The 14,145-nt window shown below is 41.7% G+C and carries 10 protein-coding genes; 2 read left to right on the forward strand and 8 right to left on the reverse strand.

The window, feature by feature from the left end; genetic code table 11:
• Window positions 1-251: 251 nt before the first annotated feature.
• Window positions 252-1,442: an aminotransferase class V-fold PLP-dependent enzyme gene (locus KO525_RS00845; protein ID WP_215961902.1), complete on the reverse strand. Its 1,191-nt coding sequence runs from the start codon at window positions 1,440-1,442 to the stop codon at window positions 252-254.
• 295 nt (window positions 1,443-1,737) lie between these two features.
• Between KO525_RS00845 and KO525_RS00850 the strand changes: the two genes are divergently transcribed.
• A complete protein-coding gene (locus tag KO525_RS00850) occupies window positions 1,738-2,571 on the forward strand; it encodes a hypothetical protein (RefSeq protein WP_215961903.1) in 834 nt (277 codons plus the stop codon).
• Here the strand turns inward: KO525_RS00850 and KO525_RS00855 are convergent.
• The 6 genes from KO525_RS00855 to KO525_RS00880 all read right to left on the reverse strand — a co-directional run bounded on the left by KO525_RS00855 (window position 2,568) and on the right by KO525_RS00880 (window position 12,448).
• Window positions 2,568-2,774 (reverse strand): cysteine-rich CWC family protein, encoded by a 207-nt coding sequence (locus KO525_RS00855; RefSeq protein WP_371744360.1) that lies wholly within the window; start codon window positions 2,772-2,774, stop codon window positions 2,568-2,570. The genes KO525_RS00850 and KO525_RS00855 overlap by 4 nt on opposite strands.
• A 265-nt stretch (window positions 2,775-3,039) precedes the next feature.
• On the reverse strand, window positions 3,040-5,772 hold the full coding sequence (locus KO525_RS00860; protein WP_215961904.1) for a hypothetical protein: 2,733 nt from the start codon (window positions 5,770-5,772) through the stop codon (window positions 3,040-3,042).
• A gap of 283 nt (window positions 5,773-6,055) precedes the next feature.
• Window positions 6,056-8,215 (reverse strand): DUF3488 and transglutaminase-like domain-containing protein, encoded by a 2,160-nt coding sequence (locus KO525_RS00865; protein WP_215961905.1) that lies wholly within the window; start codon window positions 8,213-8,215, stop codon window positions 6,056-6,058.
• Complete coding sequence (locus KO525_RS00870) at window positions 8,205-9,212, reverse strand: DUF58 domain-containing protein (RefSeq protein WP_215961906.1); 1,008 nt, start codon at window positions 9,210-9,212, stop codon at window positions 8,205-8,207. The genes KO525_RS00865 and KO525_RS00870 overlap by 11 nt, the downstream gene beginning before the upstream one ends.
• Window positions 9,213-9,217: 5 nt before the next feature.
• On the reverse strand, window positions 9,218-10,138 hold the full coding sequence (locus KO525_RS00875; protein WP_215961907.1) for a MoxR family ATPase: 921 nt from the start codon (window positions 10,136-10,138) through the stop codon (window positions 9,218-9,220).
• Window positions 10,139-10,228: 90 nt separating this feature from the next.
• Window positions 10,229-12,448, reverse strand: coding sequence for a response regulator (locus KO525_RS00880; RefSeq protein WP_215961908.1), 2,220 nt, complete (start codon window positions 12,446-12,448; stop codon window positions 10,229-10,231).
• A 128-nt stretch (window positions 12,449-12,576) separates the two neighbouring features.
• Here KO525_RS00880 and KO525_RS00885 point away from each other — a divergent pair, with 128 nt between their 5' ends.
• A complete protein-coding gene (locus tag KO525_RS00885; RefSeq protein ID WP_215961909.1) occupies window positions 12,577-13,458 on the forward strand; it encodes an alpha/beta fold hydrolase in 882 nt (293 codons plus the stop codon).
• Here the strand turns inward: KO525_RS00885 and KO525_RS00890 are convergent.
• Entirely contained in the window at window positions 13,455-14,078 is a 624-nt protein-coding gene (locus tag KO525_RS00890; protein ID WP_215961910.1) for a LysE family translocator, read from the reverse strand. The two genes, KO525_RS00885 and KO525_RS00890, sit on opposite strands and share 4 nt — an antisense overlap.
• Window positions 14,079-14,145: the final 67 nt, after the last annotated feature.

The raw sequence follows: 14,145 nt of genomic DNA on the forward strand, positions 1-14,145 counted from the left end.
GCTAGTCTACGGTCGGTTTGTGACACTTAGATGAAGCAAGAGTTACAGAAATATGTCACAGCGAAGGGATTGTCATATTTTGGAAATGCCAAGGCGCTTAGACTTGGATGCATTGATTTATCAGGCGTTATCGAGGCTTTCTAACATGGTTCAACAAACCACAGAGGCATGAGATTAAATAGGCGTGAAATAAAAAGGATGACAAAAGAGCGATTATCATCGTCTTTTGCCATCAAGTTACGTTTGTGATTTTACCTTAAACAACTCAAGTCATATTGCTCAGGTTGGTGATACAGGGCAAAACCAAAACGCAGACGATCGCCACGGAAATCGGTTTTAATGCCATGTTCACTAAGGTAACTTGCGAGTTGCTGGACTTTGTCCTCAGGTAACCTAAATGTCAAAAAGTGACCGTGTTGATTTACCCTGTTAATTGGCGTGTCGTTCGAGGACTCGATGGCATCAAATAGACTATTTTGGATTAGATTACTGCGATTAATGTCAGGGTGTTGCAAGTCGTCGATGATGGCTAAAAACGCCCGTTGGCATTTGAGGACATGGTTGTGGATGGTATCAACGGTAATGCCATTCTTTTTAAATAAAGTTAATGACGCGTGTAAGCGATACATAGCCGATAAGTCCGTTGTCGCACCGGCAAACTGTTGGCCATTTTTGGCATAACCGACTTTGCCGGGAACACGCTGGTGGAGATCGCCAAATTCCGCAAACCAACCCGTGTAACTCGGCTGGAAGTTGCCATCTGGGATCACAGCAAAACATGAGCCTTCACCGCCCTGAGCATATTTGTAACTGCCCGCGAGGTAGAATATTTTGTGTTCTAATTCACTTAAGTCAGTAGGGATAGCAAAAAAACCATGATAGCCGTCAATGGTGATGATTGGCGATTGCGGTAAGCCATCGATAAACTGCTTAAGATCTGAGATGGCCAAGCTGGAATTAAAAAAGACCTGGCTACAGAAGATCCAGTCGTACTCGTCCTTGTTCGCTTGTTCAGTAAAACGTTGTTCAAAGGTGCTAAAGGGCTCGGTTGGGATTCGAACTATGTCGACGAGATCGTCCTGTTGCCAACGTTCACTTTGTCTTTGAAATGAATAAAACTCGCTGTCCGTGGTTAGAATCTTGATCTTTTTTGTTTGGTCAAAAATGCTGTAAATACGGTAGAGAAGTTCATGCGTATTGGGCGCAAAGACAATTCGTTCAGGTGCTTGGATGTGCAGTGCGTCGGCAATAAGCGATTGGCACTGCGGCATTTTTTCGCCCAAAATTCGTTGCCATTTATCGTCTACCAGTTCTGCGGTGTCATCCCAGTATTCCAACATCGCTTCTCGTGTTACGTCGGGCCAATAATGATGACTGTGACAGGCAAAATGTTGAACATTAGGGTTTGCGGTTAAAAATCGCTGATAATACTGCTGAAACATAAGGCAATCCAAAAAAGGAGACAAGCTACAATTTATTGAACGAAATCAAATGTTGCAAGTCTGACAGGTGAGTTAAGTAAAAAAGCCAAAACGAAGTTGTAACAAAATCAAAACAGAACCTCGACTTGATCGCGGTAACTGAGTGCTTTGGGATCTAAAACTACATTCTTTGTTACAATTGTGGGTTTTTACTTAGCTTGTAACTTAGCTTGTAACTAGGTCAAACTGCCTGCACACTATTTATTAAAACGGCAGTTACCTTGTCATTAATTATATATTTCACTATGGAAAGTACATGTTCAATATCCCCCCTTTTAGCAAAGCTAATTTGGTACAAATACGCTCACTAGCCATCCCTTTGGTTTTGGCCTGTAGTTATTTTTCCCCGAACGTCTATGCCGACAGCTTCGATGAATTAAAAACATCGTTAGCATCGCTCACTGAAACGAGCCAGGTATCGGGTCGAATTACCTTGTCGGTAGATGAAACCCGCGGTGAAAAAGACGATGATGATTTTGAGCAAAACTCTGGTTACATCAGTTCGTATATTAACTATGGTAAAAATGGCTTAGCGATTACCTATGACGCCGATATTATGAGTCAATTGGAAACCGAGTTTGAATTGGTAGCAGAAGATGAAGAGGCTAAAACGCCGACATTAAAGGGACTAAACGAACTTAGAACTCGAGATGTCACTGCGATATTATCCCAATCTCAGCGTCTACTAAAAATGTTAAAAACAGCTGAGTTTGTTTCTGAAAAACAAGTGGAATACAAAGGTCAGCAAGTAAGAGAGTTACAATTTAAGCTGGCATTGGATTCAATAATAAATGATCAACGAACGCGTGATTATGTGGATAAATTTAACAGCGACTATCGAGTCATTATCGACGACAACGGATTCCCAATGGCGTCAACGCTTACTTACAGCGGGAAAGGGCGTGCGTATATCGTCTTTTCATTGAAAGCGTCAGGTGAGCGCCATGATGAATATCGAGTCATTGGCAATCGGTTGGTGAATATTAGTTCTCACAACAAATCAAATTACGATTCAACCTTTGGTATAGGTTCAGTAGAGACTCAACGCTTTTTTGACGCGAGTCAAAAATCGGTAAGCCAACCACATTAATTTTGCATTAGCGCACACGCTTTGCAAATACAGGCTTTATCTTTAAGGTCATCCGGCACTTTGTTTAGCAGTTCTTTGGTAAACGTAATGTCGGGTGATGTACACCAACAATCTTCTCCACAATTTGTCAGATTTCCGCACTGGTTATCGGTATTACACAAAGGGCATAAATTGGGTTCAACTCGGATGACTTCGCTACTCAAATGGACCTCGTATAAAACTGGTTAACGGGACAACGCTGCGCAGAATTATAGGCGATCATAATTGAATATCCATAGATTTCCGCACCTTGTTCATTTTCTGCGTCATTATCAAAATTGTTAGCTCTGAGGAATGGGATAAACCGAATTCCAAATAGCTATCACGTAAAAAGTAAATAGCAAAAAGCAAAAAGCCACTGACATGCAGTGGCTTTTGATATTGACGTTAAGGCTGATACCAACCTTAACGAATTTACTCTACTGGAGTTTAGTCTAGACCTACTGCCCAACCCGCTGTCCAGTCGTTGTCCGCATCTTTAACCGCACCGATAAAATCAGTTGTGTCGAAGAACGAATCTACTGCATTAACATCAGTCGCTGTTGTTGCGTCGATAGTGAAGTAACCATTTAACACTGCGGCTTTGTCTGCTGCTTTAGTGTTACCAGCGGCTGTCCACCATGCGTCTAGGTCTACATCGTTGTCGCCATTTTTGAAGTTCTCAGAACATGCGATTACAGAAGTCATGAAGCTGATTTGTAAACCGCTAGTTGCTTCAAGGTAAGCTTGACCGTTCGGGTTAACGTCAGCGCCTTCAACTTCAAAACATTCGCCGCCTGCGTTAGTAATAACCGCGTTGTAGAACTTAGCTGCTGTACCTTCACGAAGATAAACACCTTCAGAATCTTTATCAGCTGTGTCGTAGGCGTTACCTATGATAGTGATGTTAGAAATCATAGGGTTAGATACAGGTGTTTTAGACATGTCTTTGTCGTTATCCGCTTCGATACCACGGTTAGCTTCGCCGTCTGCAGAATCGTGTTGGATAAGAACATACTGTAGTTTACCTACATAGCCGTTGTCCCAATCTACGCTGTCATCTTTGTTACCAGTAAGGACTAAGTGTTTTGCATTAACCGCGCCGCCGAAGAACTCAACACCGTCGTCTGCATTTGCGTGTACTTGCAAGTAATCAACCGTTGTACCAGAACCAACACCAGCAAATGTTACACCGTTTAACTCGTTGTCAGGAGCTACTTCAAAGCCTGCATTTTTAACAACAACATACTTTAATGTACCTGAGTTATCAGTGTTGTCTGTGCCGCCAAATACGCCACCAGAAGTGACACCTTCAACTTGTAGAGCACATTCAGAACCGTCAGTAGGACATTTGTTAGAGATACCGTTACCTAAGATAACGATGCCGCCCCATTGGCCAGAACCTTCAGTTTGGTCAAGAACGTCTTCTTTAGATGTAAATACAACTGGCGCTGTCGCCGAACCAACCGCTTCGATTTTAGAATCACGTGAAACCACTAAGTAGTCGCCACCATTCGAACCGTAAACTGTTGTGCCTGCATCGACTGTTAAGATAGCTGACTGTTCTTTGTCACCACCAACAAATACCGGACCGTTAATCGCCCACAATTTGTCATTAGTTAATGTAAGGTTTGACGTTAAACGTCCAGAAATTTCACATGTATCCATTACACCGTCAACAGAATCAATTGATGCTGTGCCAGCAGGACAACCTGCAACTGATGGAACACCACCACCGAAACCAAATGCCCAACCTTCACGCCAATCTGATGTTTCAGGAATTGCACCGATAAAGTCTGCAGTTTCTAATGCGCCTTTACCTACAACATCCATTGCAACAACTTTGTTATCGCCTGTAATTGGAGAGTCATCATGTGCAAGTGGTTGGCCGTTAGCCGCTAAGAAAGCACTGTCAGATAGTGAGTTGTTTTTAGCAACATCAGTGAACCATGTATCTAGGTTTACGTCAGCATCGCCATACTTGAATGGTTCAGAACATGCGATTACGGTATTTTGAATCGTGATTTCGCCATTGCTTAAGTAGTCTTGACCGTTTGGATTTACATCAACCGCTTCAACTTCAAAACATTCGCCGCCAGCGCCTGTGATGATAGAGTTGTAGATTGACGCTTTTGTGCCTTCACGTAAGTAAACGCCTTCAGAATCTTTGTCTGCAGTATCGTAGCTGTTACCAACAATAGTTAAGTTAGCGATCATTGGGTTAGACACTGGTGTTTTAGTCATGTCTTTGTCGTTGTCGCCTTCGATACCACGGTTTGCTTCACCGCCACTGCGATTGTGTTCAACGTAAGCATATTGGATTGAGCCACGGAAACCGTTGTCCCAGTCAATTGAATCGTCTTGGTTGCCTGTTAATACTAAGTGTTTAGCATTTACTGTACCGCCGAAAAATTCAACACCGTCATCCGCATTTGCGTGTACTTGCAAGTAGTCAACAACCGTACCTGAACCGACACCACCAAATGTTACGCCGTTTAATTCGTTGTCTGGGGCAATTTCGTAACCCGCATATTTAACAACAACATATTTCAACACACCAGAGTTGTCTGTGTCGTCTGTCCCACCAAATACCGCTCCATCAAATGCGCCTTCAACTTGAAGCGCACAAGACGTACCGTCGTCTGGGCATTTATTTGAGCTTGCGTTACCAAGGATAACAACACCGCCCCATTGACCAGGTGCTGTTTGCTCACCTAGGATGTCTTGTTTAGACGTCATAATAATTGGCGCGTCAGCTGTACCTTCAGCCATAATTTTTGAACCACGACTAACAACTAAGTAGTCGCCGCCAGTTTCGCCAAATATTGTTGCACCGGCTTCTACGGTTAGAATCGTTGCATCCGCATTGTCGTTACCAACAACAACAGGACCACGAAGTGCGTAAACTTTGTCGCTTTCCAACGTCATGTCAGCAGTAATTGTACCTTCAAGAAGAATGATGTCGGCTTCAACGCCAGTTGCCGCTAAGTATTCAGCTTCAAGTGTTTCTTGGTCAATTTCAGTTTGCGTTTTAGGTTCTTCATAACCTGCACAACCAGCTGGAATTGGCGTCACTGCACATTCATCAACTTCTGTCTTTTTGTCATCATCGCTACTACAAGCCGCTGTTAATGAAACAGCAACAGTCAGAGCTGACAATTTAAATAAATCTTTAAGTTCCATTTTGCTCTCCGCATTCAAAATTTTGTTGTTAATTACTGACTGGACAAAATGTCCAATTAATCGAAAAATCTGCGGCACAATCTACTGGTTGTTAATGTCATTTTTATAACGACTGTATGACGCTTCTGTTACAAATGGTCATTTGGGGTTGTCATAATTAGAAATAAATGGGACTTTGAAACCGGTTTGAACTTTAGTTATTTGACTGATATTTAACGTTTTTTATAATATTTGTGAGCGGATATGAGACCGTAACAATTGAGTCTCTGCTAGTGACTCGATCTTAACTTAACTCTGAAATTTGACGAAAAACGATTTTAATAAATACATTTTTGTCACTTGCTTGGGGTTGGTACAAATAGGCATCAATGTTAGAAAAAATGGCGTTTAATGGCTCCGCCAGTTCGGGGAAATATTGCAATAAGTGCGCTTGATAGTCGGCAAGGGTTTGCTGTGATTGACGAGTTAAGACACGGGGCGTAAAGCTTTTTTTAGGATTATGTTGTCTGTCATATTTTGTTAAACGTTGTTCTAGTTTGGTTAATACTTGGGTGATTTCATTAATTTGGCCACGGGGTCTGATTGTCATCCAGACCGCGCCTGCAATGATGACAATTAGGGTAATAAATACATAAAGGATATGGCGCATATCGGTACTTTGTAACCAACTGGTAATGCGATTCTCTTCACGGGTGGGATCAAAATCCAAAACCCATATCGTCCAATAATAATCAAGAGATTGGATTTGCTGGCGTAGGGTATTTAACCAAGCGACGGATTTAACCATTTCCATCGGCTCGACATTTACGTTGTTATTAATGACCTCTGAGCCGCCAAGTCCCTGCAAAATCCTATTTGGCGCAATCGTCGCAGTAGGGTCGAAGCGGTACCAATGTCCAGAATTGCTATTGTCTGCTTGTTGCACCCAAAATTCGACCCAGGCATGCGCTGATGAGTCATAAACGTTAAAGTAGTTGCCATTGGGGTTGTATTCGCCTCCCTGATACCCTGCGACAACTCGGGTAGGAATGCCCTGTTGTCGCAACATAACTGCTGTGGCACTGGCATAATGAGCGCAAAAGCCCTGTTGTGTATCAAACAAAAAGTTGTCTATATGATCCCCAGTTAATTTGGGTGGCGTTAAGGTGTATATAAAACCATTTTGACGGAAGTAGTTGGCAATAGATTTGATAAAAAGTTGGCTCTGCTGTTGTTTGTCACTGGTAGTTTGCTTTGCGATAGACATCCAACGATGGCTTAACTCCGCCGTATTTGCATGTAGGTTAGGTGGCAAATATAGGTTTTTTTTCTTTTGCCTGTCCGTCAAAGTTATTGGTCTAGTTGAAACCTTTACCGCTTGCTCCGCACCTAAAACAGACGCTAAAGCCAGCTGGCCAGTTTGCGCTTCATATTTCAGTTTAGTCGTTAATTTAGTGGCATAACTTAAAGTGTCATCGTGGTTATGGTTCACTTTGTCGGTATTTGAATGACTATTTGCCAACGAAAACAACCAAGGCTGGTGGGTTGGTTCCGCTATTACTGAATAGTTTATTTTAGAGGGGGAAACGTCGTTATCAGACGATAAATCATCAGCAATATATAGGGACGAATTTGATTGTTGGGCATTCCGAGAACGTTTGGGCAACCCGGCGATTGCCCAGGTTTTGCCGTTAAAGTTAGGCATTGTCATAACACGCCAATACAACTGCTGCTGGCTCGGATTGTTGTCATCAAATGCGACTCGAAAGGCCAAACGGGTTGATTGGGCTAATTCGGCTATATCACCTGGTGTCATACTTTCACTGAGGCCCGACACCGTTTGCTCTTGTTTAGGTAGTTTCCAAAAAGGCGCTAGGTTTGGTAACAGTAAAAAAATCAAAGCTGCTAATGGCACGCAAACCAGAGTGTACTTAATCAAAAATCGAAATGTATTTGATATGGGTTGTTCTGGGTTCTCACAAATAAAAAGGGCTAGCCAAGTAATCAAAATGAGCACGAAAAACAACAAGCTATACAAAAGTGTTTGTTCGTAAATAAAACCAACGCTGATCAGGAAAAACAGACATAAACACAATTTATGCATAATAAAAAACTGTCGGGGTATTTGACTATTAATTGTAGCGGGCAGGGTAAACCACCAAAGAGCAGACCCTGCCAACAACAAGTTGACCATAGCGTTGATTAAGCCTGAGTGCCGAACAGACAACAGGATAACAACCGTCATCCCCAGGGCCCCGATATTTTTACTGGATGCGCGGGATAAGACACTAAGTAATGCTGAGCCTTGGTGGATTAACACTAATCGAAAGACCAAAAGACCAGAGCAGGCAATAAAAACCGCTGTCGTGATAGGCTCGTCTAATGCAAACATCAAGCAGAATAAAACGCTGGCAATAATTTGCTGCGTTAACTCAAATCGCGTATTGCTCGAATTAAGCTTCATGTGATGTTAGTCCATACAAGGCAAGGGCTTTTAAACACTCAGTAAGATGGGCTTCCCCTCTATTTGGCATGATGATTTTGTTGCCAAATAAAGACGAGGTTAATGCCAACCCAAATTCGGCGTCTTGTTTGGTTAATTCAAAACAGGCGAAACACAATATCGATAAGTTTTGCTCTAAGTCGTGGCCCGATAGGGAAGACAAGGACAGCCACTTTAAGTCGATGTCGTTATTGGAATATTGTTTTACCAACCAATCTGCATCGGGATTTTTGGCTTGATGTTTCCATGAAACACGAGAAAGGGGTTGCCCAACTTGGTAAGTGCGGAGCTCATCAAAGTCCATGTCGCTGGTTGACTGTTTAGTTGAGGTATCAAGTTCCAAACTGTCGATATGATTTTGTAAAGTTGAGCCTGCAGTAGCTGAACCTAATTGCCATGGTTCGGCCAAAGGCGAAGGGTAAACCCATTGTTTGTTGGAAAAGCGTAAAAAAGTCCAGCAGCGAAATAACCCAAATGGATACCGAGATTGAAGTCTAATATCTCCTAATTGCTGGTGGCCTCGCCGTTTCGCCGTGCAAGGAACCGTAAACGTCGTGTTCGCTTTGACGTCAAACACGCAATGCTCGGAACGGTCAGGTAAGCTAAAAATCCAATTGTGACGATCTTTTTTAGAGCCTAGGTGCAACAACATTGAGAATGGCTCACCACTCACAGTGTCAGGTAAGTCTGTTAAGGCCAGCGTGGCGCCGTTTAAATTAAAAAAACATAGGTACATCGCACCGAAAAGCCAAGTAAACAGCAAGTAACTGACAATAAGGATAGGGTTGTTTTGATAATTGGTTCCAAGGATAAAAAGCAACACGATTATCAGAAGTAAACTGAAGCCAAAACCCGTAGGAACAATAAATAAACGGCTATGGTCTAACGTCATCCGCGTTTGGCGAGGAATTCGCTTTTCGATAAACTTTTTTAATGTCCCTTTTTTTTGGGTAGCCATCGTAATTACAACAAGGGGTCGACGTTATTTAAAATGGCGGCTGACATAGAGTGTTCATTACTTACGCTATGAATACCAAATCGATGTTCAGCAACCGCACCAAAAACCTGTTTTATATGATCAGGCGTAACATAGTCTTGGTTTTCGATAAAAGCATAAGCCTTCGCCGCACTGATCAAAGCCAAGCCTGCACGGGGAGATAGTGGGTTAGGGCATTGCCCAGGTTGACGAGTAAAATGCAGCAGGCGCATGACATAACCTAAGGTGGCATCAGAAATATTCACATCTTGGATCTGTTGTTGAATTTCGGCCAATTCCTTTCCAGTAAATACGGCGGTCAGCGATTTTAGTGTCTGATTTGCGCCGCCATTTTTTAGCATAGTTAGCTCTGCCTCGTGTGGCGGGAAGCCTATGCTAATTCGCATCAAAAAGCGGTCTAATTGCGACTCAGGCAGTGGGTAAGTTCCGGTTTGGTGCAACGGGTTTTGTGTGGCAATGACAAAAAACGGCTTTGGTAGTGGGTAGGTTGTACCGTCAACACTCACTTGCAACTCTTCCATGGCTTCTAACAAAGCGCTTTGGGTTTTTGGGTTTGCCCGATTTATTTCGTCAGCTAAAATTAACTGATTAAAAATAGGCCCCTGGTGAAACTGAAAGGCATGAGTGTGTTGATTAAATATCGAAACACCAATTAAGTCAGCAGGAAGTGCGTCAGAGGTAAATTGAATACGTTGATAATCAAGGCCAAAAACAATGGCGAGCGCATGGGATAATGTTGTTTTTCCCATTCCCGGTAAATCTTCAATTAACAAATGCCCATTGGCTAAAAGGCAGGTCACCGCGAGTTTGACCTGATGCGGTTTACCTAATAAAACTGAATTTAGTTGTGTTAATACTTGCGAGATCGTTTGCTGATTTTTTGTCATGCTACTGCTCTTTTTATACGTACACCATGATACTAGATTGAAAACCGACAAAATCCTATAAAAACCAGCAGGTTTGGATCCTAAAAATGATTAATTAATCGTTTCGTTTTCGGCCAGTACCGACCGTAATACGAGTTGTAAATCCTCTTTGTCAAAGGGCTTAACCAAATGTTTGTTCATACCGATTGCAAGGGATTTTTTAATATCTTCTTCAAATGCGTTGGCCGTTAATGCAATTATTGGAATGGTTAATCTAAGTTTTTCGCGCAGAACTTTAGTCGCCTCATAACCATCAACCTTAGGCATATTGATATCCATCAATATAGCGTCATATTGGTTATTGGGATCACTGCATAAATCAATGGCTTGTTGTCCGTCTCTCACCCGACTTACTTTATAGCCCATAGATTTTAAGTATTGCTCAGCAACATGGGCATTAATGTCATTATCTTCAGCGACAAGAATATGGAAATTGCTCGGGGTATGATCGAGTTTGTCGTTTGATAATGCAGTGATTAATGTGTCAAAAAACTTCGATTCCTGCAGTGGCTTACTAAAATGGAAATCGAATAAGTTTTCCTTTAATTGAAAAGCGTCAAGGTTGTCTTCAGACGCTGAAATGAGGATTAGTTTTTGATTTTTTAGCGGTGATAATTTCGGTTTAAGTATTTCCGCAACTTGCTCACCACCCATACCAGGCATGTTCAAATCGATGATAAATAAATCAAACTGATTAATATCGCATTTTAATAACTCTTCACCAGAACTAAAGATTTCAGCCTTTACATTTAAGGCAACAAGTTGATGTAAAATAAGCTTTCGGCTGGTGGCTAAATCATCAACGACGGCGACTTTTTTATGGGCGAGGTCGTATTGATTATTGAAATTAACGATTTCGAGTTCCTGCTCAGAGGGGGCTTTTGCCAAGGCAAAGGGCACAATAATCGTAAACTTGGAGCCTCTGCCATATTCACTATGTAATTTTAATTCTCCATCCATTAGTGTAGTGAGTTCAGACACAATGTTAAGTCCAAGGCCTGCACGATTATAATGTTTAGTCGAATCTTCAGGTGAGTGGTCACTAAAAATCACACTTTGCTGATCTTTTGTCATGCCAATACCAGTGTCCGCGATTTCGATGGAAAGTAAGACGTTTTCTTGTTGCAACTGACAGTGTGCCTTAAACGATATGGTTCCGTGGTCAGTATATTTAACGGCGTTATTAAGTAGGTTGTTGATGATTTGCCTAAGTTTATTACCAGCACCGTATAAATTTTCTGGAATTGCTTCTGAAATGTCCATCTCTAACTGGATGTGTTTCTGGTCGCAAATAATGGCTATTGGCGACAAACACTCGTCGAATATTTGAGTGATGGAAAAGTTACTGTTTTTAACGGTATGTTCTCGATTTTCGATCGCCGAAATATCTAAAATTTCGTTAATAATACGTAGGAGTTGATTACCGGAACGCTTAGCGTTTCGAATAAGAGTGTCTTTCGCAATAACGCCTTCTTGTTCAATTGCTAATTCCAACATACCAAATAAGCCATTAAGTGGGGTGCGTAATTCATGACTCATATTTTGCATAAAGAGCGTTTTGGCTTCACTTGCAAATTCAGCCTGTTCTTTCAATTTTCGAGCGGTTTCCTTCTCACTAGATAGCTGTGCAATCGCAGTAGTTATTAGCCTCTGTAATGGATTAAATACGTAAATCAGTTGCGCAATAAGCGCAATAATCATGGCGATGGTCAACACAGTCACAACCCATTCCAATTTAACTAGGTTGTTATTGGCGGCGGCTTCAAATGTATCGACCCCAGAATTTAATTTGGTCATTAGTCGCTCAATTGTGGAGAACGGCATTTCATCTAATGTGGCATCAAATCCAAACTCGACCGTTCTTCTCGCCCAGAATATAAAATCAATGATGTCGCTGTTCAAAGAGGGGGAGTCTTCAAAATAAAGCCGCTGAATTTCATCCGATAATGTTTGTTTATTTGCTAGAGGCAATGTTTGAGTGAGCTGATTGTGGTTCTGTTCGAATTGGGTAATTGCGGCCTCAAGTATGGTTAGATTTTGACGACGAGTTTGCATGTCAGAAGATTGCGCTAAACGAGTTAAATACAGTGTGATCTTCTGCGACAACATGCTTTGCTGGCCAGCAATGTTGACTAAGTGATTATCATTTTTTTGTTGTTTTATAGTGAGTTGCAATGCCATTAGATTAATGATGACGAGCGCAAAGATTACGCCTAATCCAAATCTATGTTTATTGCTGATGGTGTTAGAAAATTGTGTATTTACGTCCATATACTTATATTCGAAAGTCCTCTCGATAAGTAACAATAGTTAGGAATTAGTTGAACCGCAAGTGAAATAATTAATTGAGTTTACGAATTTATTGGTCTACATTGTGTCATCCGACCAGTGGAGGAAGTATGATCCAGACGTCACGAACTTTAGACCTAAAAACTCACCAATTGCACTTACGTCATATTTATCAACGTGATGACGGCCAACCAATATTGATGCTGCACGGCACAATAGAAAATGGGCGGATATTTTATAATGACAAAGACAAGGGACTTGCCTGTTATCTAGCGAGCCAAGGGTTTAATGTCTTTGTTTTAGACTATCGTGGACGCGGTAAAAGTCGGCCTCAAATCAAGCATAATTTTAACCATGGTTATCACGAATGCATAGTTGAGGATATTCCGGCTGCTATTGAATATGTGTTTAAACTTACTGGCCGTAAAATGCATGTGATTTGCCACTCTTGGGGCGGTATTTTGTTTCACAGCAGTTATACCCGATTTGAGCAATTACAAAACAAAGTAGTATCTGCCATCTGCTTTGGAACAAAGCGACAGGTGTTAGTTTGGAATCTCGAGCGGTTATTAAAGGTGAGTTTGTTTTGGCATCGCTTTGCACCTTGGATGGCCAAAAAGTCGGGTTATTTAGACGCTGTAAAACTTGGTATTGGTGCCGAAAGTGAAACGTATTTAGCTGTTAAACAAAGCTCAGATTGGGTGAAACCAAGTAAATGGGTCGATTCTGTTGACGGATTTGACTACGGAGAGTCCGCTAAAACCACTAACTGGCCACCAACATGGCATTTAACGGGTTCTAAGGATCGGGTGTTGGGTCATTCAGATGATGTTAATTTATTTATTAATGAATCGAATCAAAACGCAAAGTTTTCGGAGTTATCGAAGGTCAATGGCAACATGCTCGACTATGACCATATCAATATACTTACCGACAAAAATGCGGTAAACGACCATTTTCCACTAATCAAAAATTGGCTTTCTGAACATTAACCAAGGGCTAACCATACTCCTACTGCGACCATAAGCGTGCCTGAAATTTTGTTCATTTTGGTCACGTTGTTTTCACTCTTTAATAAGTTAGCCAATGTTTTGCCACCAGACGCATATAACATCATGCAGACAAATTCCGAGACCATTATGATGGCAACTAATATCGTTAACTGCAGTGGCATCGACAGCTCAGGGTTAATAAATGGCGGCAGTAATGAAATCATAAAGGCCCAACCTTTGGGATTGGCAACGGCAGTTACCAATCCTTGATTAAACAATTGCTTTCTCGATATGGTTTGCTGTTCTTGGGGCAAACTGGATAACGCAAGTTTACCTCTGTTAAGCCACATATTTAGACCTAACCACATTAAATATAAGCCACCGACCCATTTTAGAATTTGAAAAATAAATGGGTATTGCAGCATTATGGTCGATACACCAATGACCGCTGACACCGCAACAATGGCAACCCCAAGTAATTCACCAAACATCATCCACATCGTGCGTTTAACACCAATTGACATACCAAGAGTAAGTGCCAATGTCATACACATACCTGGGGTAATGCTAACGACAAAAAATGTAGGGATAAATAAGGCAAATAATGTGAGATCTAGCATGAGTCGGGATTACTGCTATTTGAGGGGGAAACAGGCAAACCAGACGTATCCGGTTTGCCCACAGTTT

The sequence above is a fragment of the Psychrosphaera sp. B3R10 genome, assembly GCF_018861025.1.
Lineage (GTDB): Bacteria > Pseudomonadota > Gammaproteobacteria > Enterobacterales > Alteromonadaceae > Psychrosphaera > Psychrosphaera algicola.

What these genes read in the sequence shown, in the direction of transcription:
- KO525_RS00890 (WP_215961910.1), bottom strand. Translation starts at nt 14,078, where the DNA reads ATGCTAGATCTCACATTATTTGCCTTATTTATCCCTACATTTTTTGTC.
- KO525_RS00875 (WP_215961907.1), bottom strand. Translation starts at nt 10,138, where the DNA reads ATGACAAAAAATCAGCAAACGATCTCGCAAGTATTAACACAACTAAAT.
- KO525_RS00845 (WP_215961902.1), bottom strand. Translation starts at nt 1,442, where the DNA reads ATGTTTCAGCAGTATTATCAGCGATTTTTAACCGCAAACCCTAATGTT.
- KO525_RS00885 (WP_215961909.1), top strand. Translation starts at nt 12,577, where the DNA reads ATGATCCAGACGTCACGAACTTTAGACCTAAAAACTCACCAATTGCAC.
- KO525_RS00880 (WP_215961908.1), bottom strand. Translation starts at nt 12,448, where the DNA reads ATGGACGTAAATACACAATTTTCTAACACCATCAGCAATAAACATAGA.
- KO525_RS00865 (WP_215961905.1), bottom strand. Translation starts at nt 8,215, where the DNA reads ATGAAGCTTAATTCGAGCAATACGCGATTTGAGTTAACGCAGCAAATT.
- KO525_RS00870 (WP_215961906.1), bottom strand. Translation starts at nt 9,212, where the DNA reads ATGGCTACCCAAAAAAAAGGGACATTAAAAAAGTTTATCGAAAAGCGA.
- KO525_RS00860 (WP_215961904.1), bottom strand. Translation starts at nt 5,772, where the DNA reads ATGGAACTTAAAGATTTATTTAAATTGTCAGCTCTGACTGTTGCTGTT.
- KO525_RS00850 (WP_215961903.1), top strand. Translation starts at nt 1,738, where the DNA reads ATGTTCAATATCCCCCCTTTTAGCAAAGCTAATTTGGTACAAATACGC.